The sequence below is a fragment of the Brevibacterium sp. ACRRH genome (assembly GCF_022346365.1).
Taxonomy (GTDB): Bacteria; Actinomycetota; Actinomycetes; order Actinomycetales; family Brevibacteriaceae; genus Brevibacterium; species Brevibacterium paucivorans.
The window spans coordinates 129654-155674 of the sequence record NZ_JAKRMN010000005.1 but is presented as its reverse complement, the minus strand read 5'-3'; the positions used below and the strand labels follow the sequence as shown (position 1 = coordinate 155674).

26 protein-coding genes are annotated in these 26021 nt (G+C 58.6%); 20 read left to right on the top strand and 6 right to left on the bottom strand.

Annotated features, from left to right (window positions below; translation table 11 throughout):
* Window positions 1-5: 5 nt before the first annotated feature.
* Together MHX53_RS06805 and MHX53_RS06800 are read left to right on the top strand one after the other, a co-directional pair.
* A complete protein-coding gene (locus MHX53_RS06805; protein ID WP_239271688.1) occupies window positions 6-740 on the top strand; it encodes an ABC transporter permease in 735 nt (244 codons plus the stop codon).
* A 1-nt stretch (window position 741) separates the two neighbouring features.
* Window positions 742-1491, top strand: a complete 750-nt coding sequence (locus MHX53_RS06800; protein WP_239271687.1) for an ABC transporter permease — start codon at window positions 742-744, stop codon at window positions 1489-1491.
* Between the two features lie 2 nt (window positions 1492-1493).
* On the opposite strand, the gene MHX53_RS06795 is transcribed toward MHX53_RS06800, so the two are convergent.
* Window positions 1494-3074 (bottom strand): DASS family sodium-coupled anion symporter, encoded by a 1581-nt coding sequence (locus MHX53_RS06795; protein WP_239271775.1) that lies wholly within the window; start codon window positions 3072-3074, stop codon window positions 1494-1496.
* A gap of 103 nt (window positions 3075-3177) precedes the next feature.
* Window positions 3178-3561 (bottom strand): hypothetical protein, encoded by a 384-nt coding sequence (locus MHX53_RS06790; RefSeq protein ID WP_204515673.1) that lies wholly within the window; start codon window positions 3559-3561, stop codon window positions 3178-3180.
* A gap of 137 nt (window positions 3562-3698) precedes the next feature.
* On the opposite strand from MHX53_RS06790, the gene smc reads away from it, so the two are divergent.
* The 6 genes from smc to MHX53_RS06760 all read left to right on the top strand — a co-directional run bounded on the left by smc (window position 3699) and on the right by MHX53_RS06760 (window position 11656).
* Window positions 3699-7211: a chromosome segregation protein SMC gene (gene smc, locus MHX53_RS06785; protein ID WP_239271686.1), complete on the top strand. Its 3513-nt coding sequence runs from the start codon at window positions 3699-3701 to the stop codon at window positions 7209-7211.
* Between the two features lie 195 nt (window positions 7212-7406).
* A complete protein-coding gene (locus MHX53_RS06780) occupies window positions 7407-7787 on the top strand; it encodes a hypothetical protein (RefSeq protein ID WP_239271685.1) in 381 nt (126 codons plus the stop codon).
* Between the two features lie 81 nt (window positions 7788-7868).
* Window positions 7869-9002: a signal recognition particle-docking protein FtsY gene (ftsY, locus tag MHX53_RS06775; protein ID WP_239271684.1), complete on the top strand. Its 1134-nt coding sequence runs from the start codon at window positions 7869-7871 to the stop codon at window positions 9000-9002.
* A gap of 81 nt (window positions 9003-9083) precedes the next feature.
* Window positions 9084-10745 carry a signal recognition particle protein gene (gene ffh, locus MHX53_RS06770; protein ID WP_239271683.1) on the top strand — a complete coding sequence of 554 codons (1662 nt, stop codon included), beginning with the start codon at window positions 9084-9086 and terminating at the stop codon, window positions 10743-10745.
* Window positions 10746-10946: 201 nt separating this feature from the next.
* Window positions 10947-11420 carry a 30S ribosomal protein S16 gene (gene rpsP, locus MHX53_RS06765; RefSeq protein WP_239271682.1) on the top strand — a complete coding sequence of 158 codons (474 nt, stop codon included), beginning with the start codon at window positions 10947-10949 and terminating at the stop codon, window positions 11418-11420.
* 2 nt (window positions 11421-11422) lie between these two features.
* Window positions 11423-11656: an RNA-binding protein gene (locus MHX53_RS06760; RefSeq protein WP_005885005.1), complete on the top strand. Its 234-nt coding sequence runs from the start codon at window positions 11423-11425 to the stop codon at window positions 11654-11656.
* Window positions 11657-11731: 75 nt separating this feature from the next.
* Here the strand turns inward: MHX53_RS06760 and MHX53_RS06755 are convergent, their stop codons facing one another.
* The gene (locus MHX53_RS06755) at window positions 11732-13225 is read right to left on the bottom strand and encodes a hypothetical protein (RefSeq protein WP_239271681.1); all 1494 of its coding nucleotides are present in this window, start codon (window positions 13223-13225) and stop codon (window positions 11732-11734) included.
* A 51-nt stretch (window positions 13226-13276) separates the two neighbouring features.
* Window positions 13277-14719 carry a PQQ-binding-like beta-propeller repeat protein gene (locus MHX53_RS06750; protein ID WP_239271680.1) on the bottom strand — a complete coding sequence of 481 codons (1443 nt, stop codon included), beginning with the start codon at window positions 14717-14719 and terminating at the stop codon, window positions 13277-13279.
* 299 nt (window positions 14720-15018) lie between these two features.
* Between MHX53_RS06750 and rimM the strand changes: the two genes are divergently transcribed.
* The 12 genes from rimM (at window position 15019) to MHX53_RS06690 (ending at window position 24242) form a co-directional block, all read left to right on the top strand.
* A complete protein-coding gene (gene rimM, locus MHX53_RS06745; protein ID WP_239271679.1) occupies window positions 15019-15516 on the top strand; it encodes a ribosome maturation factor RimM in 498 nt (165 codons plus the stop codon).
* Between the two features lies 1 nt (window position 15517).
* Window positions 15518-16351, top strand: a complete 834-nt coding sequence (gene trmD / locus MHX53_RS06740) for a tRNA (guanosine(37)-N1)-methyltransferase TrmD (RefSeq protein WP_239271678.1) — start codon at window positions 15518-15520, stop codon at window positions 16349-16351.
* Window positions 16352-16533: 182 nt separating this feature from the next.
* A complete protein-coding gene (gene rplS / locus MHX53_RS06735; RefSeq protein ID WP_102238717.1) occupies window positions 16534-16875 on the top strand; it encodes a 50S ribosomal protein L19 in 342 nt (113 codons plus the stop codon).
* 11 nt (window positions 16876-16886) lie between these two features.
* Window positions 16887-17561: a signal peptidase I gene (gene lepB, locus MHX53_RS06730; RefSeq protein WP_239271677.1), complete on the top strand. Its 675-nt coding sequence runs from the start codon at window positions 16887-16889 to the stop codon at window positions 17559-17561.
* Between the two features lie 11 nt (window positions 17562-17572).
* Window positions 17573-18295 carry a signal peptidase I gene (lepB, locus tag MHX53_RS06725; protein ID WP_239271676.1) on the top strand — a complete coding sequence of 241 codons (723 nt, stop codon included), beginning with the start codon at window positions 17573-17575 and terminating at the stop codon, window positions 18293-18295.
* Window positions 18292-18987 carry a ribonuclease HII gene (locus MHX53_RS06720; protein WP_239271675.1) on the top strand — a complete coding sequence of 232 codons (696 nt, stop codon included), beginning with the start codon at window positions 18292-18294 and terminating at the stop codon, window positions 18985-18987. The genes lepB (MHX53_RS06725) and MHX53_RS06720 overlap by 4 nt, the downstream gene beginning before the upstream one ends.
* Window positions 18988-19032: 45 nt before the next feature.
* The gene (locus MHX53_RS06715) at window positions 19033-19347 is read left to right on the top strand and encodes a DUF2469 family protein (protein WP_005885026.1); all 315 of its coding nucleotides are present in this window, start codon (window positions 19033-19035) and stop codon (window positions 19345-19347) included.
* A gap of 145 nt (window positions 19348-19492) precedes the next feature.
* A complete protein-coding gene (locus MHX53_RS06710; protein WP_239271674.1) occupies window positions 19493-20764 on the top strand; it encodes a dicarboxylate/amino acid:cation symporter in 1272 nt (423 codons plus the stop codon).
* A gap of 147 nt (window positions 20765-20911) precedes the next feature.
* On the top strand, window positions 20912-21265 hold the full coding sequence (locus tag MHX53_RS06705; protein WP_239271673.1) for a YraN family protein: 354 nt from the start codon (window positions 20912-20914) through the stop codon (window positions 21263-21265).
* The gene (locus MHX53_RS06700) at window positions 21262-22791 is read left to right on the top strand and encodes a YifB family Mg chelatase-like AAA ATPase (RefSeq protein ID WP_239271672.1); all 1530 of its coding nucleotides are present in this window, start codon (window positions 21262-21264) and stop codon (window positions 22789-22791) included. Before MHX53_RS06705 ends, MHX53_RS06700 begins: the two co-directional genes overlap by 4 nt.
* Window positions 22788-23963 carry a DNA-processing protein DprA gene (dprA, locus tag MHX53_RS06695; protein WP_239271671.1) on the top strand — a complete coding sequence of 392 codons (1176 nt, stop codon included), beginning with the start codon at window positions 22788-22790 and terminating at the stop codon, window positions 23961-23963. The genes MHX53_RS06700 and dprA overlap by 4 nt, the downstream gene beginning before the upstream one ends.
* A gap of 81 nt (window positions 23964-24044) precedes the next feature.
* Complete coding sequence (locus MHX53_RS06690; protein WP_239271670.1) at window positions 24045-24242, top strand: hypothetical protein; 198 nt, start codon at window positions 24045-24047, stop codon at window positions 24240-24242.
* Between the two features lie 97 nt (window positions 24243-24339).
* Here MHX53_RS06690 and MHX53_RS06685 read toward each other — a convergent pair whose 3' ends face one another.
* Together MHX53_RS06685 and MHX53_RS06680 are read right to left on the bottom strand one after the other, a co-directional pair.
* A complete protein-coding gene (locus MHX53_RS06685) occupies window positions 24340-24531 on the bottom strand; it encodes a hypothetical protein (RefSeq protein ID WP_239271669.1) in 192 nt (63 codons plus the stop codon).
* A gap of 61 nt (window positions 24532-24592) precedes the next feature.
* Window positions 24593-25852, bottom strand: a complete 1260-nt coding sequence (locus tag MHX53_RS06680; protein WP_239271668.1) for an MFS transporter — start codon at window positions 25850-25852, stop codon at window positions 24593-24595.
* Window positions 25853-26021 lie beyond the last annotated feature (169 nt).

Genomic DNA, 26021 nt, shown 5'->3' with positions numbered 1-26021 from the left:
GTGCAGTGGCGAACGAGTTCGCGAAGATGAAGCACCTGCGAATCGGGCTGGTGGTCGCGGTGCTGGTCCTTGCCGTGGTGCTCCTCTCGTTGTATACGGTCATCTCAAGCCCGGAGTTCTCGCCCGATTCCCCCGGCGCGTGGAACACGCTCCTCGCGGGCATGTCCCTGGGAATTCCTTTGCTCTCGCCCCTGATGCTGGCGGTGATCGCCTCCCGACAGACCGACATCGAGCACACCGGGAACGGCTGGCTACTGCAATCGACCTCGGGGATCACACCGGGAGGGATCTGCCGGGCGAAGTTTGTCGCCCTTGGCTTCGTCGTCACCGTCTCCACACTGTCCACGAGCCTGATCGTACTGGCGTTTGGCAAACTGTTGGTCGGAATTCTCGTTGCGGCGCCTCTGGGACACTGGGCAGGCTTCACGATCTGTGTCCTTATCGTCAACCTCGCCATGCTGGCGCTTCACATCCTGCTCTCCGCCAAGGTAGAGAACCAGCTTGTCGCGCTCGGAGTCGGCGTCCTCGGCTGTGTTGTGGCGGTTTTCTCACAGGGCCTGCCTCCGGCGGCTGCGCACGTGACACCGTGGGGTTATTACTCCCTCGCTCGTGCCGCCGATTACGAGGGCGACCAGTACGTTGCCCTGCCGTTGTCCTATCCGAGCATTGCATTCCTCGCCGTCGTCGTCGGCGTGATGTTTGCCTGTTTCACCTTTCGCTTCGACCGTCAGGAGATTTGACATGGGCGCGATCTTTGCTGAACTCCTCAAGCTCAGGCGCTCGCACGCCTGGCCGATCGTCGTGTTGCTACCTATGACCCTTGCCCTCGTTGGAGCTATCACCCAGCTCGCCGATGGCACTACGCCCGAAAACGGTTGGGACACCGTGTGGTTGCAGTCGGTCGGCTTTTACGGACTGTTCCCTCTGGCGATCGGTATTGCCATACTGGGTTCTCTCGTGTGGAGAGTCGAGCATCGTGGCAACAACTGGAATGCTCTGATGAGCGGCCCCACCCCTACCGTGAACATCGTGCTGGCAAAGGCGTTCGTCGTCGCCGGCCTCACCGCGTTGATGCAGGTCGTACTTGTGCTTGCGGTGATCGCGATTGGCAAGGTCGCGTTTGGGCTACCGGGGATATTACCGGGGCAGTACCTCGCCGTTGCGGCTCTGCTGATCCTGGCAACCGTTCCGGTAGCGGCACTCCAGTCAGCGATTTCGATGTTCCTTCGTTCCTTCGCAGCTCCTGTTGCTTTCGCATTCGTCGCTTCTGGGATCTCGACTGCTGCGCTCATGGTACTTGGTGATGTCGCTATGATCTCGCCCTACGGTCTGGCCACGCGCACGACTTTACTTGGCACCGGGTACTTCGCCGACTCTGGCACCGTTACGACCGGGAGCATCGTGACTACTGTCATTGTCGCCGTAGTGCTGACTGCTCTGATCCTCATGCTCACTTCCGTGGCGCTTAATCGTCGCGACACCCGCAACTAATCTCACAAACCGAACACCCACGTCAGCAAGGTCGTGGACGCCAGCGTGATGAGCGCGATACCGATCAGGTTGAGCCAGATACCACCTCGGACCATTTGCCCGATCGTCACATAACCAGAACCGTACGCAACGGCGTTTGGCGGCGTGGCCACGGGCAACATGAACGCACACGTCGCAGCCAACGCAACCGGTGCAGCGAACAACAGGACATTGACATCCATACCCATTGCGATACCAGCAGCCACCGGAATGAACGTAGCGCCGGTCGCAGTGTTTGACGTCAGCTCCGTGAGGAACAAAATTGCACCCGCAAGCACCGCGATGACAAGGACCAACGGCACCCCGGCCATTCCGGCCGCCATGTCTCCGATCACCTTGGTAAGCCCGGACTTTTCAAACATGCTCGACAACGCAAGTCCACCACCGAACAGCAACAGCACATCCCACGGCAGTTCCTTAGCGCTCTGCCAGTCCAGGAGCTTCACGCCTCGTTCCGCACCTGCAGGGAGCAAAAACAACAACAGGCCACTGGCCATCGCAATGCCTGCGTCATCAATAGGCGGTTTTTCAAAAATGAGCGGAATAGTAATCCACGCCAGCGCTGTCAGGATGAAGACGCACAACACTCGTATTTCACCGGAAGAGATGGGGCCCAACCGGTCTAGCTCTTTGCGAATGAGCTCGTTGCCACCGGGAATCTCAGAAATCTCCGGTTTGAACAGCACCTTGACCAGCAGAAACCATGTGATCACCAGGAAGACGGCAGCAATTGGAACACCAACAACCATCCAGCCAACAAAGCTGATGGATACTCCTTGAGTCTCCGCCATGTATCCGGCTAGGAACGTGTTTGGCGGAGTACCGATCAGTGTTCCGAGCGACCCCAACGACGCGGCATATGCAATACCCAGCATCAGCGCGGTTCCGAACTTTGATTGAACGATCTCCGTCACCGAGGTGGTTGACGACTTTCCTGTAGCCTCGTTTACCAGCGTGAGCACTGACATTCCGATGGGCAACATCATGACGGCCGTTGCGGTGTTCGACACCCACATGGACAAAAACGCGGTCGCGATCATGAACCCAGCGATCATTGCGCCGGGACTGTTGGGCATGATCCGCAAAACACCCAACGCGATTCGCCGGTGCAGATTCCACCGTTGCATGGCAAGCGCAATAAAGAATCCGCCCATGAACAGGAAGATTGTTGCGTTTCCGTACGAGGCACCAACCTGGCTGAACGTGAGTGGTTTGGGTTCTGCGCCGTCTGCAGCGATGGGCCGCGCGAACAACGGAAACGCAACGAGCGGCACCAACGCGGTTGCTGGAATTGGAATTGCTTCCGTCATCCACCAGGTAGCCATCAGCCCTGCGACCGAAGCGGTCAAGCGCGCGTTGTGACCCACACTTTCGGGGAGTAGAAACCACAGGGCTAGCGCAATAACGAGTCCAATAGAAAAACCCGCCCAGCGAAATGCGTTCGTCTTAGCGGTAATCCCGGTTGCGCGTTCACCCGGAGACTTGTAATCAACCTCACGGCCCTTATCAGGGTCTGGACGTAGATCGTCCAGGTAGTCGGGCATGTTCTGAGAATTCGAATCTGGAGTGTGCATATGGACCAGCCAATTCCAAACCACTAGAAAACACTTCGGCGTGTGCAACACACCCTACACAAATTTTCGTGATCTAAGTGCGCTTTCTACTGAACCATCCGAAAAAGCGCGCCATCTTCACGATGAAGATGACAAAAGCCACCGCAATCAAAATGAATGCCGAATAGTAGGTGATGCTTGAAGCAAACGTATTCAGATGCATAGGCGGGTAGCCATCTTGAAAACACGTGATTTGTGGCGGGGAATATGTCGTTTCAATTCGTGTCGCAGTTGAGTGACGAACTTCGTCTAAACCACTGACGGGGCATTTTGCCGTTCCTTCAATGTCATTGTCGGCTTGCCAGGTTTCGGCAAGAAAGGCCATGATCGACACGGCAAACATGGAGACGGCACCAAAAACAAAATTTCTGGTGCGAACTAAGCGAGAAACCCAGGTGGGTGCTTTGTCTTTAATCATAAGGCATCGGGTGGTTTGACTACGGTGTGATGGCTCTACGTTGCGCCTGAGATACAGCGCTTTGGAAAGACAACTGAACCACAGTAAACGCGGGCCCCATGCCTCAATGATCGCACACAACATAAAATAAGAAGGCTATGTTCCTCAAAACACTCACGATGCGCGGGTTTAAGTCGTTTGCTCATGCGACGACCCTTGAACTCGAACCCGGTATCACGTGTGTTGTTGGCCCCAACGGTTCCGGTAAGTCCAATGTGGTCGACGCCCTTGCCTGGGTGATGGGCGAACAAGGAGCCAAGAACCTACGTGGCGGCAAAATGGACGACGTCATCTTCGCGGGCACCGCCAAAAAACAAGGCCTGGGGCGCGCCGAAGTCAGCCTCACCATCGACAACACTGACGGCGCTATCCCCATCGACTACACAGAAGTCACCATCAGCCGCACCCTCTTCCGCAGTGGCGGAAGCGAATACTCCGTCAACGGTGCTCCTGCCCGCCTCCTCGACATTCAAGAACTCCTCAACGACTCCGGTCTTGGCAAAGAAATGCACGTGATCGTGGGCCAAGGACGCCTCGACGAAATCCTGCACGCCGATCCCGAAACCCGACGCGGCTTCATCGAAGAAGCCGCCGGTGTACTCAAACACCGTCGCCGCAAAGACAAGGCCCTACGTAAACTCACCGGCCTGCAAACCAACCTCGACAGGGTCGGGGACCTGCGGCATGAACTGTCCAAACAGTTAGGGCCATTAGCCCGTCAGGCCAAAGCCGCCACACGTGCAGCTACGGTGCAAGCCCAACTCCGCGACGCAACGGCCCGACTCCTGGCAGACGACATCGTGCGCGTCCAAGCGAAACTCGAAGCCACACACACCACTGAAGACGAAACAATCCGCCAGGAACTCGAAAACACTGTTTCCACCCTGGCAACACACATCGAACAGTTCACCGCACGCGTGTCCCAACACGAAGCTCACACTGAACAGACCGAAAAAATGTTGGCACGCGTGACAAAAGCCGTGAGTAAAGCGAAAGCCCTGGCAGAACGCGCCCGAGACCGTAGCGAACTCCTCCTGTCCGTCCAACCATCCAGCCAGACTGGCGAAGACCCGCGCGCACTTGAAAACCGTGCCACCCACTACCTACGCGAACGCGACATCGCACGCGAAGACCTCGAGCAACGCGAACAGAAACTCCAAGACGCACTTGAAAAATGCCAACGGGCAGAACAAGAACTCGCCACGGCCAACGCGGAACTCGCCCAACAACGCGAACTCATCCGCACCCACCTCCGCGAACGCGCCAGCCTCGAATCCGAAGCCACCGTCGCCACCCGCGCACTCGAAGAAGCCAAAAAAGAACTGGCGACGCTACAGGATCAACAGATTGACACCTCGGCGGCGGAAAAAGCACTCACCGAAGCCCAAACCCACGCACGCCAACTCGAACACAGCGAAACCGACCTGGACTCTCAGCACGAAACCGCCAGCGCAGCCACCCAGAAGGCCCGCGACCACCTCACCAACGTGCGCGAAAACCTCGCCGAAGCCCGCACCAACCTGCGCCAAATCCAAGCCCGCATCGAAGCCCTCACGCTGGCCGCCACGTTCGCGTCACACGACATCGGCGAAAGCGGAATTGACGGAGTGGGCGGCCCTGTCGCCGAGTCGCTCACCATCACCCCCGGCCACGAACCTCACGTGACCGCGGTGCTGGGTTCCCTCGCGACGGCAGTGGCTGTCGCGACCATGGACACTGCCCAACAGGTGCTCACACAGTTTGACGGGGACGTTGACTTGATCATTGTGGAAGACGACGCCGAGGTCGTTCCCACACCCGCCCCTGACGGCACCTCACTGCGCGGGCCGGCAGGCGAACACCCGGTGCGGAAGTTCGTGACGTCAGACTCCACGGTCATGAATAACCTCTTGGACCGTGCGCTCACAGGGGTTTATGAAGCCCCGGACAGTACGACCGCTCATACGTGGATGCGCGAGCACCCCGCGTGTACGTTCGTGACTTCGCGCGGGGAAGTGTTTTCGCAACACCGTATTCGGCGAGCAGGTGGCGAAGATTCTGCCCGCATGCAGGCAAAAGCGGAGTTGGAGAAAGCAGAACGCACGCAGGTGGAAGCGACCGAGGCGGTTGCGGCCTTGGAGAAGAACGAGCAGACCGCGCAGGCGGAGTTTGAGAAGGCTCATGCGGCTGAGAATGAAGCACTGGACGCCCTGTACGAGTCCGATGCGAAAATCATGGCGGCTCAAGCCGAGGTGGCAAAAGCTGCCACGGCGATCAACGATGTCAACGAACGCATCAGTGCCCGTGATTCGCGGATGCAAGTGCTCAAGGCCCACATCGAAACCGCAACCCAGCGGGCACACGACGCTTCTGAAAAACTCAATAGCAACACGCAAAGCGTCGACACCGAACCGGACACCAGCGTTGTTGAGGCACTTACGGCTAAGCATCGTGAACTCAACGAAACGGTCATGGAACTGAAAGTTTCGGTGCGAGCCGCAGGAGACCGCGTCAAGTTCCTCACTGACCGTGCTCAGGCACTGACCCGCCAGGCGGAGCGCGAACGCGAAGCGCGGGAAAAAGCGCGGGAAGAAAAGGAACGGCGCGCACGCATGGCCCACGAGGCGAAAACCCTTGGCGAAACTGCGACGCGGTTAGCGGACCACTTTTCAGATGTCGAAGAACACCTCACTGAACAGCTCACGACGCTCAAACACCAACGGCACACACACCGTGAAGAACTCGACCAGGCATATGAGCAACGCGCACAAGCCATGGAGAAACTGGCACAGCTCAAAGAAGCTCAACACGCCGCGAACCTCGCACGTGAACGACACGTATTGCAGTTGGAAGAGCTCACCCGCAGGGCCAGCGAAGAAGTGGGCCTAGGCGTGGAAAACCTCATCGAACAATTTGGCCCCCACGTGCCCGTACCAGTCGAGGGGGAGGACCCCGTGCCGTATGTGCGGGCCGACATGCAAAAGATCGCCAAACAAGCCAAGAAGGAAATCACGGCAATTGGTGCGGTCAACCCGTTGGCGCTGGAAGAGTACAACGCGCTAAAGGAACGGCACGACTACCTGGAAGCCCAGATCAACGACATTGAGAAATCCCGCGCGGAGCTACTGAAACTCGTTGACGAAGTAGACGCGCATGTGCGAGACGTTTTCGCTGAAGCTTTCGCAGACACCAAACGCGAATTCGAGCACATCTTCCAACGCCTGTTCCCCGGCGGTGAAGGTGAACTCACACTGACCGACCCAAACGACATGCTGACCACCGGGGTGGAAGTCTTTGCTCGGCCCGCCGGAAAACGTGTCAAACGGCTCTCGTTGCTATCAGGTGGAGAGCGCTCGCTGGTGGCCGTGGCGATTCTGGTAGCGATTTTCAAAGCCCGCCCCTCACCGTTCTACGTCATGGACGAAGTCGAAGCCGCCCTGGACGACGTCAACCTGTCGCGCCTCCTTACCGTGTTCCAAGAACTTCAGGAGACGTCGCAGCTCATCGTCATCACTCACCAGAAACGCACTATGGAAATTGCAGACGCTCTCTACGGAGTGACCATGAGTGGGGACGGGATCTCGAAAGTCATCTCTCAAAAACTCAGCCGGGAAACCACCTCGGACCACTGAGGGTGAGTGTGACGTGAGTCGCTCCCATTGCTCTTCTGAAACTCAAATGTTGAAGCGTTGTAATAAATAGGGCTGGTTCGTGACACTTTTGTTAGCCGTCCTTACCAGGTGACATAGCCACTGAGCTATAAGCTTGAGTGGTCAGTAATTCGAAGGGAGCGGTTGCCTCGAAATGAGAAATCAGGTGCGACGTACATGAGTGGTTTCATCGTCGTTCTTTTGGGGCTCGGCATCACCGTCGGAATCGGTCTTGTCATTGTGGTGCTTGTCGCAATGTCGGCTTCCGGCCAGAACAAGCAGACGCACACGCCGCAACGCTTCCGCCTCCCCGCGGAATTTTTAGGACACGACAAGTCCGTCTACGGTTTCTTTGGCCATGACGACGACCACTCGCACCTGGCCACCCGCGAACAAGCCGCCGTGACCGCGATGCGTGACGAGTCCTACATTCTGCACCCTCAACCACGCAGGCACGCCGCCCCGTCGCTCTTCACTCTGCGACCTCGGACCCGGCACTGGAAAGTGCCCGCAACCGGAACTGGCGTGCGCACTGCGTTCCACCTGTTGTTTCGCTAACTCATCCGCGTGGGGCCCGCACTACCTGATTCTTGATCCTCAACATGACCGTTTATTGTGGTGTGTGAGCACGGATAGGAGTTGATTGTGGATACGCAGGCGCTGATTGTTTACGGGATTCTTGGACTGGTGGTCCTTGTCGCGCTGGGACTGTTCTTCCTGGTTCCACGGAAACCAAAGAAACCCGAACACACACTTCCTGAAGACACCACAGGCAGCACCCAAGTCGCACCCGCGCCGGAGGAACCCACACAGGACGAACCACCTCGGGAAGTTCCTACCGAACCCACAACGCGCCTAGCCAAACTGCGTAACCGGCTTGCCAAATCAAACAACGCGATGGGCCGTGGCCTGCTGGCCCTGCTTTCGCGCGACACTCTGGATGAAGCCACGTGGGAAGAAATCGAAGACACCCTGATCGTCGCGGACCTGGGCGTAGACACGGCAACGGAACTTGTCGACAACCTGCGTGAACGCGTCCGCGTCCTGGGCACCCGCGACTTGTCCACCGTGCGCGCACTTCTGCGCGAAGAACTCATCAAAGTCGTCGACCCCACCATGGACCGCACCCTGCGTACCGAAACCGGCGGCGACGAACCGTCGGTGGTGCTGGTTGTTGGCGTGAACGGGGCAGGCAAGACCACCACGGTGGGGAAGATCGCTCGCGTGTTGGTCGCCTCGGACAAGACCGTGTTACTGGGTGCCGCTGACACATTCCGCGCCGCTGCCGCCGAACAGCTCACTACCTGGGGCGAACGCGTGGGCGTTGAAACCGTGCGCGGGCCCGAAGGTTCCGACCCCGCATCCGTTGCCTACAGCGCTGTTGAACGTGGCCTGAAAGACAACGTGGACGTCGTGCTCATCGACACGGCGGGCCGTCTGCAGAACAAAAAGGGCCTCATGGACGAACTTGGCAAGGTCAAAAAAGTGGCCACCCGTCCACTGGGAGAGGGTCACGAACTGGACGAGGTCCTCCTGGTTCTTGATGCCACCACCGGGCAGAACGGTATGCAACAAGCCAAGGTTTTCGCCGAGGTCGTAAATGTGTCTGGGATCGTTCTCACCAAGTTGGACGGGACTGCCAAGGGTGGGATTGTGGTTGCCGTGCAACGCGAACTGGGCGTGCCGGTCAAACTGGTTGGCCTGGGTGAAGGGGCTGACGACCTGGCGCCGTTCGTTGTTGAAGACTTTGTTGATGCGCTCCTTGAGGACTAGCCGAGGTTGTGCATTTCCGGGCGTGTCTGCCTGGTTGGTATCCTAAGAGACTGACGAAACCACCGACGAAAGCAAATCTACGTGTTCAACTCACTGTCTGACAGGCTGACGTCCACTTTTAAGAACCTGCGCGGTAAAGGCCGCCTGTCTGAAGCGGATGTCGACGCAACCATTCGTGAAATCCGCAGGGCGCTTCTTGACGCTGACGTCGCGTTGCCCGTTGTGCGGGCGTTTACGGGTCGTGTGCGTGAACGCGCGTTGTCAGCAGAAGTGTCCGAGGCGCTCAACCCGGGCCAGCAGGTCGTCAAGATTGTTAACGACGAACTGGTGCAGATTCTGGGTGGTAAGACCCGTCGGATCCAGTTTGCGAAGAAGCCACCTACGGTCATCATGTTGGCGGGTCTGCAGGGTGCTGGTAAGACCACGCTGGCTGGAAAGCTTGCTCACTGGCTCAAGAGTGACGGGCACCGCCCCATGCTGGTGGCGGCTGACCTTCAGCGCCCCAACGCGGTGAACCAGCTTGAGGTTGTGGGGTCGCGTGCGGGTGCGTATGTGTATGCGCCTGAACCTGGCAACGGTGTTGGTGACCCGGTTAAGGTCGCCCGCGACTCCATGGAAGTTGCGAAGTCCAAGCTGTATGACGTGGTGATCGTCGACACGGCTGGTCGTTTGGGTATTGACGAAGTACTCATGAAGCAGGCCGCCGATATTCGTGCAGCTGTGAACCCGGACGAAGTCCTTTTCGTCATTGACGCCATGATTGGTCAAGACGCGGTGTCCACTGCTCAGGCGTTCAATGAAGGTGTCGACTTCACCGGTGTTGTCCTGTCGAAGCTCGACGGTGACTCCCGAGGTGGTGCCGCGCTTTCGGTTGCCGAAGTCACCGGGAAGCCCATCATGTTTGCGTCCACGGGTGAAGGGCTCAAAGACTTTGAGCTGTTCCACCCGGACCGTATGGCCGACCGCATCTTGGATATGGGTGACATTCTCACCCTCATTGAGCAGGCTGAAAAGACCTTTGACGCGAAGCAGTCGGAAAAGCTCGCCAAGAAGGTGCAGTCGGGTGAGTCATTTGACCTCAACGACTTCCTCAACATGATGGAGTCCATCAAGAAGATGGGCTCTCTTAAGAAGATGCTTCGCATGATGCCGGGTATGGGGCAGTACAAGGAAGCGATCGAAGCGTTTGACGACCGTGAGATTGACCGAGTTGAAGCCATCATTCGGTCCATGACTCCCCAAGAACGCGCCAACCCCAAGATTCTAAACGGGTCGCGCCGTGCGCGTATTGCCCGCGGTTCGGGTAACTCCGTGACTACTATTAACCAGCTCATGGACCGTTTCGCTCAGGCTCAGAAAATGATGAAGCAGTTCGGCGGCGGTGGTCGTCGTATGCCGGGAATGCCCGCGATGCCAGGTGGCGGAGGTGCTGGCGGTGCCGGTGGCGGAATGCCGGGGATGCCTGCGATGCCAGGTGGAGGTATGCCCGGAATGCCTGGTATGCCTGGAGGCGGCGGACCAGGTGGTTCGAACCGCCGTAAGAAGGGTGCGTCAAAGAAGAAGGGCAAAGCCAAGTCGGGTAACCCAGCGAAGCGCGCGCAGGCAGAACGCGACGAGCAGCTACGTCGCGAAGGCAAGTTGCCTAAGAAGCAGGGCGCATCCTTTGGTGGAATCGACCTCGATGACGACGAAATCGACTTTTCGAAGTTGCCCAAGGGATTCGGCGGCGGGTTCGGCCGGTAAGGCTGAGCGGCTGGGGCACTTACACCTTTTGCGCTCTGATTGGAAACAGCGCAAAAAATTTGGCAAAATATTGGCTTGTACTTGACCGGTGAACAGGACCCTCTCAACCTCGATCCGGCCGAAGTTCATTCGGAAGAACTGATTTAACCCCACGAATGAGAACTTCCGAAAATCTGATGTGAAAAAGGAGACACCACCACCGTGGCAGTCAAAATTCGTCTGACCCGTATGGGTAAGATCCGTAAGCCGTTCTACCGTGTTGTTGTAGCCGACTCACGCACTCGTCGTGACGGCCGCGCAATCGAAGAGATCGGCGTGTACCACCCCACCGAAAACCCTTCGGTGATCAAGATTGACTCCGAACGTGCTCAGTACTGGCTGTCTGTGGGCGCACAGCCCACGGAACAGGTCAAGGCACTGCTAAAGCTCACCGGAGACTGGGGCAAGTTCAAGGGCGAAGGCTCGACCGAAAACACTGTTCAGGCACAGCCTGAAAAGGAAGCTTTTGTTGCTCCTGAAGCTAAGTCCGTCATCAAGGAAGCGATTACTCCTAAGGGTGGCGACGACAAGGCTGAAGAGTCTGCTGAAGACGCTCCTGCTGAAGAAGCAGCAGCCGAGGAAGCTCCAGCTGAAGAAGCTGCAGCTGACAACGCAGAAGAAAAGGCTGAGGCCTAATCGTGTTGCAGCAGGCTTTGGAACACTTGGTCCGCGGGATTGTTGATTTTCCTGAAGATGTCAGTGTGCGTGAGCGCAACACTCACCGGGGTCTGACCCTGGAAGTTCGCGTTCACCCGGACGACCTCGGGCGCGTTATTGGACGCTCTGGGCGCACGGCAAAAGCGTTGCGCACGGTCATCGGGGCGCTCGCCGGACATGGTGAACGCGTTCGCGTGGATCTGATCGAAGCCTAATAAAAGTGCCACCTCGTATGAGGTGGCACTTTTGTATTCACATGGTGTTTGTGGTGGCTGTGGCTATAACCTGACTTACTCGGTCCACACGCGCATGCGGGTAGGTGACTCGCCTCGGCTCTCAACCACCTGGAACTGTCCCACGCTGCTCACCGCGTGTATGCCGGGTACGGAGTCCCGTGAGACTTCCTTGCCCGAGGTGGCATCGACAGTGACGAAGTCGTCACCTTCGACGTAACTCACCTGGCCCGCGGCCGCGGAGTAGGACGGGCGTGTGCCGGGTTTTTCGCCTTGGGTTTTCCACACCTCGGTCCCGTCAGTGAGCTGATATGCAACTAGACCGCCGTCCGGTGAGGGCACAACCGCGAGGGGGTTCTTGGGGTCAGCATCGATGATCTGGTTGTCCCCGAAGTACGCAAGTTGCGGGACCTCTGCGTCGTTATCAGTGAGGTCAGGTGCTGGTGCTTTCCACTCCGAGTATTTCGCGTCTTCTCCATCGCCAGGCTTGGCGATGAGCTTGGCAACGTAATCGTCTCCGGGTGCTGCGGGTGCCTGGAGGTTGTACGCAACTCCGGTATCGGTGATCATGATGCCAAGATCCCACGGGTTCTGGGATTCTTCTTTTCGAACGAGGAGTTTTCCTGTGTTGCCGTCAGGACCGTAGCCTTGTGCAAGGGCGCGAGCTGCTCCTCCTTCTTCTGTAATAATGAGGAATTCGTTCATCCCCACTGAGGCGAAGAATGCTTTCTTAAGTGACCATAAGTATTCAGGGGTAGATGCTCCAAGCCCCGCTTCGGAGAACTCGCCGGTCTTGATATCAATACGGGCGATACGCATTTCACCGCGCAGGTCCCACAACATGTACAGGTGCTTGCCCAGTGGATCTGATGCGTAGCCGCGGTAGCCGTAGAGGTTTGGCGTACCCTCCATTTCCCACAGCTGTTCTCCGTTTTTGGGTTCGATTCCAAAGTTCATGGGGCTTGGCCCCATTTCACCGCTAGCCACTTCGGAACATTCGGGTGGCCCGTAGGATTCTTCTGATTGGGTCGTGAAACCAAGAATCAGTGGGTTGTCAGCGTTGAGCCGGCGGTTCGCCATATCGCCCGCACCTGGGTACAGGGTGTATTCCTTGGGGTCTGCGCACTTCGCTTTGTCAGCCACTGTGAATTTCCACGCCTGCTTTCCGGTGGCCCAGTCCAGCGCGATCACCGAATGGTCATCCTCCAGCATGGTGTAGATGTGCTCGTCGTCGTAGTAGAGGGTTTCATCTTCACCCTCAGTCATGGTCCCAGCGGGGAACTCCCACTTCTTCTGGCCTTGCGCGTCGATGACGTAGGGGACGGCTCCATCAGCTGGTTTGATCAGCGCAGAGTCGCCAGAGGCGCCGCGCAGGACAGAGGTTTGGTCGAGCTCAATCCAATCGCCCCACTTTCCTGCGGGTGCTCCTGCATCCTTGGAGTCGCCGCCTCCTGGGCCACCTGGTCCGCCGGAACATGCCGACAGTACGAGGCAGCACATGACGGCTAACGCTGTCATCACGTGTGCAAATCTACCCGTGGTTTTCTTCATGGTTGTCCTTGTTGTTTCAGTGGTTGTGCGATCAGTGTTCTGACTGTGCGGTCAGTGTTTAAGCGCACGAATCGATGTGCCATCTGAGTGGTAGACCGCCATGACTCCGCCAAAGAAGTCGACACCGTACACGTCATCACCAAACTTTTCCCGCAGCTTCTCTTCTCCGGTTTGGGCGTTCACGGCTATGGCTTCATCGCCGAGAACGAAAATGACTTCGTCTGTTTGAGCGATATATGTGGTGCTCGAAATCTGGTCGCTCCCGTCAACCGACCACACGGGCTCACCGGTCTCATAGTCGAATGCGACAAGCGGAGACGAAGTTCCCGGTAGGACGATGAGGGGCGAAGCGCCCTCACGTGGCACCAGCGGGTCGTTCCACAAATAAGGTTCGTAGCCCTTCGCGTCGTCACTGCCAGGAATGGCAGGTGCCTCCGGGGTGGGGTATGACTCGGAACGCGGGCTAATGGTGTCGCTGTCCGGTTTGGTGAGGTTAAAGAAGTGGTATTTCAAATCCGAACCGTTGGGTTTCTGGGGGCCCACGTTGAATCCGTAGATGTACCCGCTGCTCTGTGAGTTTCGCAGGTCGTAAGGAACTGGGAAATCGACAGCCGGATGAGCTTTGATGGGGCCACCGCCGGGTTGGTCAGACCACGTGTTGACGTCCACGTACTCGTTGTGCTCGCCACCGGCAATGACAAATCCTGTATCTGACACCTCGTGAGCGATTGAGAACCCCGGTGCGTGTGCCTTTTCGACCATGGCATAGGTGGTCTCTCCGGATCCGATCTCGGTGCGGCTCATCTGATATTGCATGTCCGTACCCCACGCGGCGTACTGGTATTTACCGGTGACGCTGGTGAACGAGGTAACGGTTCCGGAGTCTCCGTTAACGTTTGGTCCACGCCATTTTTCTTCACCCGTCTTTGGGTCGAAGGCGACCGAGCTCGGATAGTCGCCTGCCGATCGGCAACCGTTTTCGAACGCGTTCTGATCGGAAATGCCCAGCACGATCGTCGAGTCGTCGTCAACCCTTGGGTCGGTGCGTGACGCGACTGACCAGGATGCTGTGTCGCCCGGGTCGCACTGGAGGATCTCAGCCGGGTTCAGACGCCACTTTTCTGCTCCGTCTGCCCAGTTGAAACCAACCAGGTCGCCGTTTTCAACCTCGGCGATAAACAACTCATCTGATGCCCACGTGTTGTACACGGACATGGTGATGGGCTTGAGCGTGGGAACGTCCCACACTTTGTTTCCCGAGGTGTCATACACCGCGTGCGTCATGTCATCTAACTTGCGAAAGGCTGCGTAGGAGTCGTTGGCCAGTTCGAGGTTTGCGGTGAAACCGAGATCTACCCAGTCGCCCCACGTGTACACGGGTGCTTCTGCTTTTTCGGATCCGTCACCGCTTTGTCCGCCCGGGCCTCCAGGGTCGCCAGGGCCACCCGAACATGCCGAAAGTACAAGGCAACACGAGACGGCTAACGCGGTCATCACGTGTGTATAGCGACGTCTGGTTACTGTGTAAGTGGAAATGAAGGGGCTGAACCGGCTCATGACGCGTCTTTCTCAAAACTAACTGTGTGTATTTAGTTTATCTTTCGAAAGAGTCGCCTTGCGAGAGTTGTCGTGTGCAGAGTTGCTCAGGAAAGGGCGCTCCGGGCGTTTCAGCCAAGCCCAGACGGCGCAAAGTGAGCGAAACTGCGCAATATAATGCGTAGTTTCGCTCACTTTGCGCCGTTTCACCAGTGCGTTTAGTACCCTTTAACTGTTCCCGGACGTGAAAGAGGACCATGAGCCAAGTTGTCGCCCGTTTGGGCAAACCCCACGGAATCCGCGGTGAGATGACCGTCGAGGTTCGCACCGACGACCCCGACGAACGCTTCACACCAGGAGCGACCTTTGGCACCGACCCCGACATTGGCACCCTCACTCTCACGCGCGCTCGCTGGCACCGCGACCGCCTCATGCTGACGTTCGACGAGGTTCCGGACCGCAACCGCGCTGAAGAAATCCGCAACACCCTGATCACTGTGGATGTGAGCGACAATGAAGACGAAGACGCGTGGTACATTGACGATCTTGTGGACGCCGAGGTCGTCCACGGTGGATCTGTCATTGGCACTGTGAGCGCGGTGACTCCAGGGGCGGCTCAAGACCTCATCCACGTGAAGCTTGCAGATTCCGGCCGGGAAGTGATGATCCCGTTCGTTGAAGAGATCGTGCCAGTGGTGGACCTGGACAACAACCTGGTGGAGATCGATCCGCCCGCGGGCCTGCTGGACATGTGACATGCGCATTGACGTTTTCTCGATTTTCCCCGAATACCTCACGCCACTACAGCTTTCCCTGATCGGCAAAGCGCAGGTAGACGGCCTGTTGCAGGTCAATGTTCACGACCTTCGCGACTGGACACACGACCGCCACCGCACAGTAGACGACACCCCCTACGGCGGGGGAGCGGGCATGGTCATGAAACCAGAGCCCTGGGGTGAAGCGCTCGATTCCGTGTTAAACACTCGCCCTGAACCACGCGAAGGCGAGGGGCAGGAACCGGTGGGGGACACCTCGGCGACGGTCATTGTTCCCAGCCCCGCTGGAACCCCTTTCACACAAGCACACGCGCGGGCACTTGCTGCAGAAGACCACTTGGTGTTCGCGTGCGGCCGGTACGAAGGGATCGACCAGCGCGTCATCGACTGGGCAGGGGAGCAGGCGCGCGTGCAGATGTTCTCGATTGGCGACTACGTGCTCAACGGCGGTGAGGTCGCGACCATGGTGATGGTCGAAGCGATCGCCAGGCTGATCCCCGGGGTGATTGGCAACCCCGGGTCGCTCGACGAGGAAAGCTACGAAGACGGTCTGCTGGAATACCCCGTGTACACCAAGCCGGCGCAATGGCGCGGACACGAGGTGCCACCGATTCTGCTGTCAGGCAACCACGGGGCGATCGCACGGTGGCGACGCGACCAGCGACTGGAACGCACCTTGCGGGTTCGTCCGGACCTGATCGAACAGTTGAACCCGGACGACATGGACGCGCGCGACCTGGAGGTCTTGAGGAAGGTACGGGTGGCGCGCGGGGAGAACGACGCACGCGAAACCCACGAAGACCGCGACGCATAACACTCCACCCGCACTTGCCACCGGGCCCACCCGCGACTAAACTAGTGCCTTGCGTTTGCCGACTTTCGCCTGCCTCGGAGGGCAAGAAAGTCCCAGTGAGCAGACGACTCCATCTCTCTAGGTCAAAAACCTAGACTGATCGTGCTTGAGTGATCCGGGGCACTGCAAGTAGGAGATTAACAATGCAGAAGCTTGATGCTCTTGACGCAAAGTCATTGAAGTCGGACCTGCCGGAATTCCGCGCCGGTGACACCGTGAACGTTCACGTTCGCGTTGTTGAAGGTAACCGCGAACGTATCCAGGTGTTCAAAGGTGTCGTAATCCGTCGCCAGGGCCAGGGTGTCTCCGAAACCTTCACCGTCCGCAAGATTAGCTTTGGTGTAGGTGTGGAACGTATTTTCCCCGTCCACTCACCTGTTGTCGACAAGATTGAAGTTCTGAGCCGCGGTATTGTCCGTCGCGCTAAGCTCTACTACCTGCGCGACCTGCGCGGTAAGGCTGCTCGTATCCGCGAGAAGCGCTAATTTCTGGTCGAATGACACAAACAACCACGGGTGTGCCTTTGAGGCGTCGCCCGTGGTTTTTGTTATCCGCAGTTGTTGTGGCCGCGCTGGTGTTGGCCGGGTTGGTGCGTGGCCTGGTGGTCCAGACCTTCACGGTGCCCAGTGAGTCCATGGAACCCACGATTTCCGTGGATGACCGGATCGCTGTGTGGCGGCCTGACGCTCTAACGGGGTCCATCGGCCGAGGTGACATTGTCGTTATCGACGGGCGTGGGTCGTTCGTGTCGGGGCAGAATTCGTCGTTTGGACAGAAAATGGGTTCGTGGTTTGGGATCGGCCCGCGCGACGTGTTTTATGTCAAGCGCGTCATTGGGGTTGGCGGTGACCGCGTGAAGTGCTGTAACGACGAAGGGAAACTCCTAGTCAACGGTAAGCCACTAGACGAACCGTACCTGGCAGGTGCAGGCGAGGGTGCCGCTGGAAGCAGGGCAGGTGACGGAGGCACTCAAGCCGCCCGCGCCTCGGACGTGGACTTCGACGTTGAAGTGCCACCGGACCGTCTGTGGCTCATGGGCGACAACCGGGCCAACTCCACCGACTCACGTAACCTGCTCAGCCGCCCGGGAGGGGGCATGATCCGCAAATCCGACACTGTGGGCGTGGTCATTGGGCATGGTTCGTCCATTGACAGAACGGAAGAAGGGTAGACTTCCCGGTGATGGAAGATACGGCGGAAGAACAGCACGAACCCAAGAAGTCCAAGAAAGCCAAGAAGGACTCACGTACGGCAACGCAGAAGTTCCTGGCGTCGCTGCGGGAAATCGCGATCATTGTGGTGATCGCGCTGATCGTGTCCACGGCGTTGAAAGCCTGGGTTGTGCGGTCGTTCTACATCCCGTCGGCCTCCATGGAAGACACGCTGCAAATCGATGACCGGATCATGGTCAACCAGCTGCCGTTCGCACACCCAAAGCGCGGTTCCATCGTGGTGTTTAACGACCCAGGCGGGTGGCTGCCCCCTGGGACTGCCGAAGAATACAAACCCAACCCGTTTCTCGAGTTCGTTGGCCTGGCGCCATCAAACGCTGGCCAGCAACTGATCAAACGTGTCATTGGGGTGGGCGGTGACCACGTCGAATGTTGCGATGACCAAGGCCGAATCATGGTCAACGGTGTGGCGATCGACGAAACATACATCAAACCCGGCGCCCCACCATCGGAAATTGAGTTCTCCGTCGACGTGCCACAGGGCCACTACTGGGTCATGGGCGACAACCGAAGCAACAGCGCCGACTCACGCTTCAACGGCGACTCCGAAGGCGGCCCATTCGTGCCAGAAGACCAGGTGGTAGGCACAGTGTTCGTCATCTCGTGGCCCACCAACCGGTTCTCGTGGGTCAGCGCCCCCGATACTTTCGACAAGGTCCCCGACCCATCGTGACCTCCTCGCCGTCGCCTCGGGGCCGGGGGACACCTCGGGAAGGGCTTTCTGATGTCACCGACGAACGCGCGTTGCTAGAGGCCGGCGCAACCAGCGTCGTGGGCATGGACGAAGTGGGCCGCGGCTGCATTGCCGGCCCCGTGGGCGTGGGCGCCGTGTGGTGCGACCTGGAGGCGCTGTGCGCCGGCGGATTCCCATCAGGGCTGCGGGATTCGAAGAAGTTATCCCCACGGCCGAGGTCGTTAGCAGCTGAGCGTGTCCGTGCCACCTGGGAGCATGCGGTGGTTGCGTACGCGAGCCCGGAGGAGATCGACGCGATGGGGATTTCTGCCGCGTTGAGCCTGGCGGGACGGCGGGCGCTCGCCCAGTTGCCGGCGACTGACCTGGTGATGTTGGACGGGAAGTTCAACTGGTTGGGCACCGACCCGGGCTTGCTGGGTGGCGACGTGAGTCACGTGGAAGTGCCCCCGGTGCGCATGTATGTGGGTGGGGACGACCAGCGGATTCCAATCGCAGCGGCCAGTCTGATCGCCAAAGTCGACAGGGACGCGGTGATGAGTAATCTGGACCGTGAACACCCCGGTTACGGGTGGGCGAACAATGTGGGGTACCCGTCGCCTGCGCACAAACAAGCGATTGTGGACCTGGGTGTGACTCTGTGGCATCGGAAGTCGTTTCGCTTGGGGAAGTAGCTTGCTGGGCGGCCATTTCGCTGACGCTATGGGTAAGCTGAGGGCATGAGCACGGAGGACCTCGAAGAGTACGAAGCCGAACTCGAACTGGCGCTCTACCGGGAATACAGGGACGTAGTTGGGCTGTTCACGTACGTCGTAGAGACGGAACGGCGCTTTTATTTGGCCAATCAAGTGGATCTCAAGGCTCATCAGAGTGACGGTGAAGTCTATTTTGAACTGACTTTGCGCGACGCGTGGGTGTGGGACACATGGCGTTCTGCCCGGTTCGTCAAGACGGTTCATGTTCTGACGTTTAAGGACGTCAACATTGAAGAGATCGCCAAATCCGACTTTGAACCACCGCGCGGAATCAGGTAATCGTCCGGTAGGAACCCGGTAGGTAACCGGGCAACTGTAGGCGAGCCCAGGGCGCGTCACTGGCGAAACTGGTGCAGTCATGGATACTTTTGTAGGCACACTTGTGTGTTGATGACATAAACCCCAGTCGCAAGGAGCAACACGTATGACTGCGCAACCAGGTGGATGGAAGAACTACCGGTTCCCACTCTTGATCCTCACCGGCGTGGTCGTTGGTGCGATCGTGGGTCTGATCATGGGCGAAAGTGCCACGGTTTTGAAGCCGTTTGGGACTGTGTTCATCAACATGATGTTCACCCTGGTGGTGCCCATGGTGTTCTTCTCGATTGCCTCTGCCGTTGCGAACATGAACTCAGCAACACGGCTAGGGCGCATCATGGGGTCCATGATGGCGGTGTTCATTGCCACAGGAATCGTGGCGTCAAGCGTAATGTTGTTGGCTCTGGGGATTTTCCGACCGCTCGACAACGTGCAGGTCAAAATGGACGAACTGCCTGAAGAACAGGAGAAGCTGTCCATTGGGGACCAGATCGTGGGTGCCTTCACGGTGGAGGATTTCAGCGACGTGATCTCCACGAAGCACATGTTGCCACTGATCGTGTTCGCTGTTCTGGTAGGACTGTCAGCCAACCTGGTCAAAGAAAAAGGCGCGGTATTCCGCAGTTTCCTCGACTCCGGTAACGAAGTGTTCATGAAGATGACCGGGCTGGTCATGTACTACGCGCCTATTGGTTTGGGCGCGTACATTGCGGCGTTGATCGGTGAACTGGGCAGCCAGCTGGTTGGCGGTTACGTCAGGGCCTTCGCCGTGTACTACCCGGTGGCGATCGTGTATTTCTTTGCAGCGTTCACACTGTATTCGTGGCTCGCTGGCGGTGTGGCAGGTATGCGTCGCATGTGGGCGAACATTCTGGCGCCCACCGCCGTGTCCTTGGGAACCGGAAGCTCTGTTGCGTCGATTCCCAGCAACTTGCGTGCCGCTAAGCGCATCGGCGTTCCGGACGATATTCGCGAAACGATCATTCCAATTGGCGCGACCATCCACATGGAAGGGTCCTGCCTGTCTGCAATTTTGAAGATCGCGTTCTTGTTCGCCGTTTTCGAGCGCGACATTTTCACCCCTCAAGCGCTCGCAATTGCGGTGCTGATTGCGCTGCTTTCCGGAATGGTGATGTCTGGGATTCCGTCCGGTGGGTTCCTTGGTGAGCTCATGATCGTGTCCATGTACGGCTTCCCGCCAGCGGCCCTGCCCATCATTTCGGTGATCGGTACCGTGGTGGACCCGCCAGCCACCACCATCAACGCGGCCGGTGACACCGTGTCGTCGATGATGGTTGCCCGCGCGGTCGACGGTAAGGACTGGATGAAGAAAGAAACCCAGGCTTCTGACGGCGCTGAACCTGGGGACAGCGCCTGAAACAGGGGACGTTTCCCTGTGGGTAGTGAGTTTTCCCTGGTAGTGGGCCAGTGTTGAGGTGGCGCTGTCCCTGTGGATGCCCGAGGTGTTTCCACAGGTAGCTGAGTACGTCTATGCGTGAGTGCGTTGTGCGTTCAGTGTTGAAGCATGAAACGCAATCAGACTCTTGGCGCGCTGGGTGAGCAGTTCGCAACGGACCATTTGGAAGGTCTCGGGTGGCACATCCTGGACCGCAATTGGCGGTGCCGGCTAGGCGAGATCGACATCATTGCCCGCGACGGTGCCTCCGTTGTTTTTGTCGAGGTCAAAACCCGCAACACTGTGCGTGCTGGTCACCCGCTTGAGCACGTCAGTTACTTCAAGATGCGCACGTTGCGTGGGCTGGCGATTGCGTGGCTATCTGCTCAACCCGAATGGGTGCCTGAGTTCCGTGTCGATGTGATCGGCATCGTGTGGAACTCCGGCCAGCCTGTTCTCACCCACGTGAGGAATGCCCAATGAGTTTGCATGTAGGACGTTCAACCGCGGTCGCGTTGTGGGGAACCCAAGGCACCCCAATCGCTATTGAAGCCAGCATCAACAGTGGTCTGCCCGGAATTGACGTGGTGGGTTTGCCTGATACGTCCGTGAATGAGGCGAAGAAACGCGTGCGCGCCTCGGCGGCGAATCTGGGGTTTGCGATGAGTGCTCAACGCATCACCGTGAACCTTTCACCGGCCAGCGTGAAGAAGTACGGGACCAACTTTGATCTGGGAATCGCTGTGGCGATCCTCCAAGCAGAACGCAGAATCCCTCAAGCAACCGACCGCGTGGTGTTTTGTGCTGAGCTGGGTTTGGACTCACGGCTCCACCCCGTCAACGGTGTCGTGCCCACGCTCATCGCAGCTAAACAAGCTGGGCTTACCACCGTGGTGGTGTCCCAAGCGAATGAAAAAGAAGCGCGGATGCTGACGGGTCTTAACGTGATCGCCGCTAACTCGCTTGGCGAAGTGGTGAACCACTTTGGTGGGGACGTCCAAGTCCCTCAACTGCCGCCAGTGGAGCGGCACACGACTAAGGCACGGAAACCGTTGTCCGTGAACGACTTATCAGAGGTGCAAGGCCAGGACGAAGCACGGTACGCGCTCGAAGTCGCGGCCGCAGGTGGCCACCACATTCTCATGATCGGGTCACCGGGCGCGGGCAAAACCATGCTCGCTGGTTGCTTGCCGGGCCTTTTGCCAGCACTCAGTGAAGAGCAGGCCATCGAAACCTTCTCACTGCGATCCATCGACGGAACGTTAAACCCGGAATTCGGACTGGATACAACGCCACCGTTTGAAGCTCCGCACCACTCAACGACCTCGGCGGCCATGGTGGGCGGTTCCAAACCCACCTCGATAGGCGTGTTTTCCCGTGCTCACCGGGGCGTGCTTTTCATGGACGAGGCTCCGGAGTTTCACCGTGACGTGCTTGAGGCGTTGCGGCAGCCGTTGGAGAACAGTCGGTGTGAGATTGGCCGAGCGTGGGGGACGGTGACGTTGCCGGCGGACTTTCAGTTGGTGCTGGCGGCGAACCCGTGTCCGTGCGGTTCGGCGGTGGGTGACGGGAAGGCGTGCCCGTGTACGCCGATTGCCAAAAGGCGGTACCGGGATCGGTTGTCGGGGCCGCTGTTGGACCGGATCGACATTCAGATGGACATGTTGCCGTTGTCCGCTGCGGATGTTCATGCGAGTGAGGTGCGGGAGTGTACGGCGGATGTGGCTGTTCGGGTGGTTGAGGCTAGGCGCATCCAGGCCAGTAGGTATGAGGGTCAGGTGTGGTCGACGAATGCGCGGGCGCCTGGTAGTTGGTTACGTGCTTTGTTTGCGTTTACGCCGCAGGAGACCGCGCCCTTGGATGCGGCGATGGACCGAGGTGATCTGACCATGCGGGGCTATGACCGGATCGTGCGGATCGCAACGACGGTGGCGGACTTGGGTGGCCGGGAACGTCCAACGGGTGACGACTTAGCGCACGCGTATACGTTACGAACCAGGGAAGGGTGAGCGTTGTGGATGACGTGGTTTTGGCGATGGCCGATGTCATGCGTCTGTCCGAACCAGGGGACCGGTTGCTAAGCATGTGCGTGGACGTGGTGGGGCCTGAAGAGGTGTTGGCGTGCGTGCGGGGCGAGGTTGCTGAGTCCCGGGTGGTGAGGGCTTTGCACGATGCCGGTGCCGAGGTGTCCTCGGCTGATTTTGCGACGGCTGTTGAGCGGTGGTCTGCGCGGGTGAACATGCTGGATGCGGCTAGGGATGTGCGGGTGATGGGCAAGTTGGGGTGCAGGCTCATTGTCCGAGGTGGTAGCGAGTGGGCGTCTGCGTTGGATGATCTGGGTGATGAGCGTCCCCTGGGTGTGTGGGTGCGCGGTGCTGGGTCGTTGAAGGTGATGGCCTCGAAGGCGATTGCGCTTGTGGGGGCGCGGGCGCCGTCGGACTACGGGGTGAGTGTGGCGAGGTCGTTGGGGTTTGAGTTGGCCCGGGATGGGGTCGCGGTTGTGTCTGGTGGGGCGTATGGGATTGATTCGGCGGCGCATGAGGGTGCGATGCGTGGTGCGAGTGGGCCTGCGACTGTGGCGTTTATGGCTGGGGGAGTGGATTCGTTGTATCCCAAGGGCAATGTTGATTTGTTGCGTGCTGTTGCTGAGGCGGGGCTAATTGTGTCCGAGTGTCCTCCTGGTGCGACTGCGATGAGGCACAGGTTTCTTGCGAGGAACAGGCTGATTGCTGCGTTGTCTGGTGCGACTGTGGTGGTGCAGGCGGGGTTTAGGTCGGGTGCGATTAATACGGCGCATCGGGCGGCTGAGTTGGGTCGCCAGGTGGGGGCTGTTCCGGGGCGGGTGACTGATCCTCAGTCCAGTGGGTGTCACCGGTTGTTGCGTGATGGGGCGGCGGTTGTGGTGACGTCGACCGAGGAGGTCAAAGAGCTCGTCGGTGGTTTGGACGCGGTGCGTGAGGGGGATTCGTATGCGTCGCAGGCGGAGTTGAGGATCACGGATGATTTGGATGAACGTGAGTTGCGGGTGTTCGCCGCACTGCCCACAGTGAGAGGTGCGGGTTTGGATTCGGTGGCCAGTAAAGCTGGGGTGACGGTGAACGAAGCACGGTCGGTGGTTGGTGTGCTCATGATGAAAGGGCGAGCTGCAAAGGACACCCACGGGTGGAGGAAGGGCGGCTAGAGTTAAGCCATCAGCAGGGCGTGTTGTTTATGTACGAGGCGCGGGGTGGAAAGCGCACCTCCTTGAACAAGGAGAGAGCGCATGAACACATCGCGACACCAGCCAGGCGTCAATGCTCGTCCAGGCCGTACAGGTCGATTGATGGCCTATCCGGCCTACGCGCAGAGCGGTCCCGAATCCCCAATTCCGGTGCTGATTCCGATCTCAAGCCCAGGAAGTGACGCGGTTTACTGGATCGGCCTCACCGCATCCACCTCGGCCCGATACAGCATGTCATGACGGTCCAACCACTCGTCATACTGCTCACTATGGGTCTCGAAGTGTCGTGCGTTTGCAGGAAGCGCGGTTTGCTCTGAGGTTCGTAAGCTTCGGGTTTTCAAGCGACGTTGAGAATGATGTCTTTGTTCGCTCTCCACTCGATGATGCCCTCATCCATCGCTTTCGCGTCGATGCCTCGTTCACGCAACCACACGGTGGCTTCCCGTGAGATTCTGCACAGTTGTCCCCGGCAGTACAGCACGACTTCGGCGAACACATCGAACACGTCGGCTTTGCTCAGCCCAGACATATTCTTCACTTTAATGGAGTAAGGGTAACGTTTTCGTGGTGGGAAGCAGTGAGCTTTCGCCTCAGCGCTGTTCGTTCCGTGCCCAGAAGAGAACGGGGATTAGGAGGGTAACGAGGGTGCCGCCGCCAATGGACAGCACCTGGTAGCTCGTGGCGTGCATGACGGCCCCGGATGCCACCCCGCCACCAGCGCCGGCGAGCGCGATGAGCACATCGATGGTGCCCTGTGTTTTGGGTCGGTTCTGCGGCACTGTTGCATCGACCACGAGCGCTGTGCCTGCGACTAGGCCAAAGTTCCATCCGAGGCCGAGCAGTACGAGCGCGAGGATTAGCAGTCCGAGAGAATCGACAGGAGCAAGCGCTGCCAAGAGCCCGGCGAGCAACAGTGTGATTCCGGAGGCGATAACCATTGGGGTGCGACCGAGTTTGTCGACGAGGGCGCCGGTGAATAGCGAAGGTAGCCACATCGCTCCGATATGGAGTCCGATCACGAGGCCAATCGCGGCCATTTCGTGGTTGTGGGCTCTCATATGCACCGGAGTCATCGACATGATCGCGATCATGACGATCTGCGTGAGTACCATCACCGTCGCGCCGACGTATGCGCTCACCCCGACTTTCGGTATTGTCGTGGATTGATCACTTTGGGCGGCATGGTCTGTTTCGTGTTTGGCTATGTCTCGTGCAAGCAGGTAGGGGTCGGGCCGGAGGAATGCAAACAGGAAGAGACCAGCCGCGGTATAGGCAACAGATGCCAGGATGAACGGACCCGCCAGAGTTGGCACGCCTATTGCGTCAGCGAAAACGCCCATTGGCTCGATGAGGTTCGGGCCTGCGACGGCACCGATCGTGGTGGCGACCATCGCCATGCTCGCTCCGAACCCGCGCCTGCTGGGCAGTGCCAGGTCTGTGCCAGCGTAGCGGGCTTGCAGGTTCGTCGCGGTGCCTGAGCCGTAGATGAACAAAGCAACGAATAACAGGGGAGTGTTGTCTGCGATTGCGGCGATCACGACGCCGAGAGCGCCGATCCCACCGGCGATGAACCCGCAGGCCAAGCCCATGCGGCGACCGAATCGCTGTGTGGAGCGGCCCACAAGGTAGGCGGCGAGGGCCGAGCCCAGCGTGAATAGGCCAGTCGGCAAGCCGGAGAGAGCATCGGAGCCGAGCATGTCTTGCGCAAGCAGCGCTCCTACAGCGATCCCGGCAGCCAGGCCAGCACCCCCAAGGATCTGACTCAGGATCACAACTGTGAGCGTGCGTTTGTGCACGCGGGCACGTTCGTGCTCACTAATCGATGCGTGGAGTTTAGAGTCGGTATTCATTCGGTATCTTCCGTGGAGAGTGACGGGCGTGGGCGCAAAGTCCCGTTGGTGGCGACGCAAGTCGGAATGTCTCTGCAAGCTGAATTGGCGATTCGAGGTCAGTGACGTTTTGGCCTGGGGCGGTAAGGAACTGTAGCGTGCTATTCCAGGGATCCATGGAATAGGACGC

What these genes read in the sequence shown, in the direction of transcription:
- MHX53_RS06715 (WP_005885026.1), top strand. Translation starts at nt 19,033, where the DNA reads ATGAGCACGGAGGACCTCGAAGAGTACGAAGCCGAACTCGAACTGGCG.
- MHX53_RS06710 (WP_239271674.1), top strand. Translation starts at nt 19,493, where the DNA reads ATGACTGCGCAACCAGGTGGATGGAAGAACTACCGGTTCCCACTCTTG.
- MHX53_RS06800 (WP_239271687.1), top strand. Translation starts at nt 742, where the DNA reads ATGGGCGCGATCTTTGCTGAACTCCTCAAGCTCAGGCGCTCGCACGCC.
- MHX53_RS06780 (WP_239271685.1), top strand. Translation starts at nt 7,407, where the DNA reads ATGAGTGGTTTCATCGTCGTTCTTTTGGGGCTCGGCATCACCGTCGGA.
- MHX53_RS06685 (WP_239271669.1), bottom strand. Translation starts at nt 24,531, where the DNA reads ATGTCTGGGCTGAGCAAAGCCGACGTGTTCGATGTGTTCGCCGAAGTC.
- smc (WP_239271686.1), top strand. Translation starts at nt 3,699, where the DNA reads ATGTTCCTCAAAACACTCACGATGCGCGGGTTTAAGTCGTTTGCTCAT.
- MHX53_RS06705 (WP_239271673.1), top strand. Translation starts at nt 20,912, where the DNA reads ATGAAACGCAATCAGACTCTTGGCGCGCTGGGTGAGCAGTTCGCAACG.
- trmD (WP_239271678.1), top strand. Translation starts at nt 15,518, where the DNA reads ATGCGCATTGACGTTTTCTCGATTTTCCCCGAATACCTCACGCCACTA.
- rplS (WP_102238717.1), top strand. Translation starts at nt 16,534, where the DNA reads ATGCAGAAGCTTGATGCTCTTGACGCAAAGTCATTGAAGTCGGACCTG.
- lepB (WP_239271676.1), top strand. Translation starts at nt 17,573, where the DNA reads ATGGAAGATACGGCGGAAGAACAGCACGAACCCAAGAAGTCCAAGAAA.
- MHX53_RS06750 (WP_239271680.1), bottom strand. Translation starts at nt 14,719, where the DNA reads ATGACCGCGTTAGCCGTCTCGTGTTGCCTTGTACTTTCGGCATGTTCG.
- MHX53_RS06790 (WP_204515673.1), bottom strand. Translation starts at nt 3,561, where the DNA reads ATGATTAAAGACAAAGCACCCACCTGGGTTTCTCGCTTAGTTCGCACC.
- MHX53_RS06700 (WP_239271672.1), top strand. Translation starts at nt 21,262, where the DNA reads ATGAGTTTGCATGTAGGACGTTCAACCGCGGTCGCGTTGTGGGGAACC.
- lepB (WP_239271677.1), top strand. Translation starts at nt 16,887, where the DNA reads ATGACACAAACAACCACGGGTGTGCCTTTGAGGCGTCGCCCGTGGTTT.
- MHX53_RS06795 (WP_239271775.1), bottom strand. Translation starts at nt 3,074, where the DNA reads ATGCCCGACTACCTGGACGATCTACGTCCAGACCCTGATAAGGGCCGT.
- MHX53_RS06680 (WP_239271668.1), bottom strand. Translation starts at nt 25,852, where the DNA reads ATGAATACCGACTCTAAACTCCACGCATCGATTAGTGAGCACGAACGT.
- MHX53_RS06755 (WP_239271681.1), bottom strand. Translation starts at nt 13,225, where the DNA reads ATGAAGAAAACCACGGGTAGATTTGCACACGTGATGACAGCGTTAGCC.
- MHX53_RS06690 (WP_239271670.1), top strand. Translation starts at nt 24,045, where the DNA reads ATGAACACATCGCGACACCAGCCAGGCGTCAATGCTCGTCCAGGCCGT.
- rimM (WP_239271679.1), top strand. Translation starts at nt 15,019, where the DNA reads ATGAGCCAAGTTGTCGCCCGTTTGGGCAAACCCCACGGAATCCGCGGT.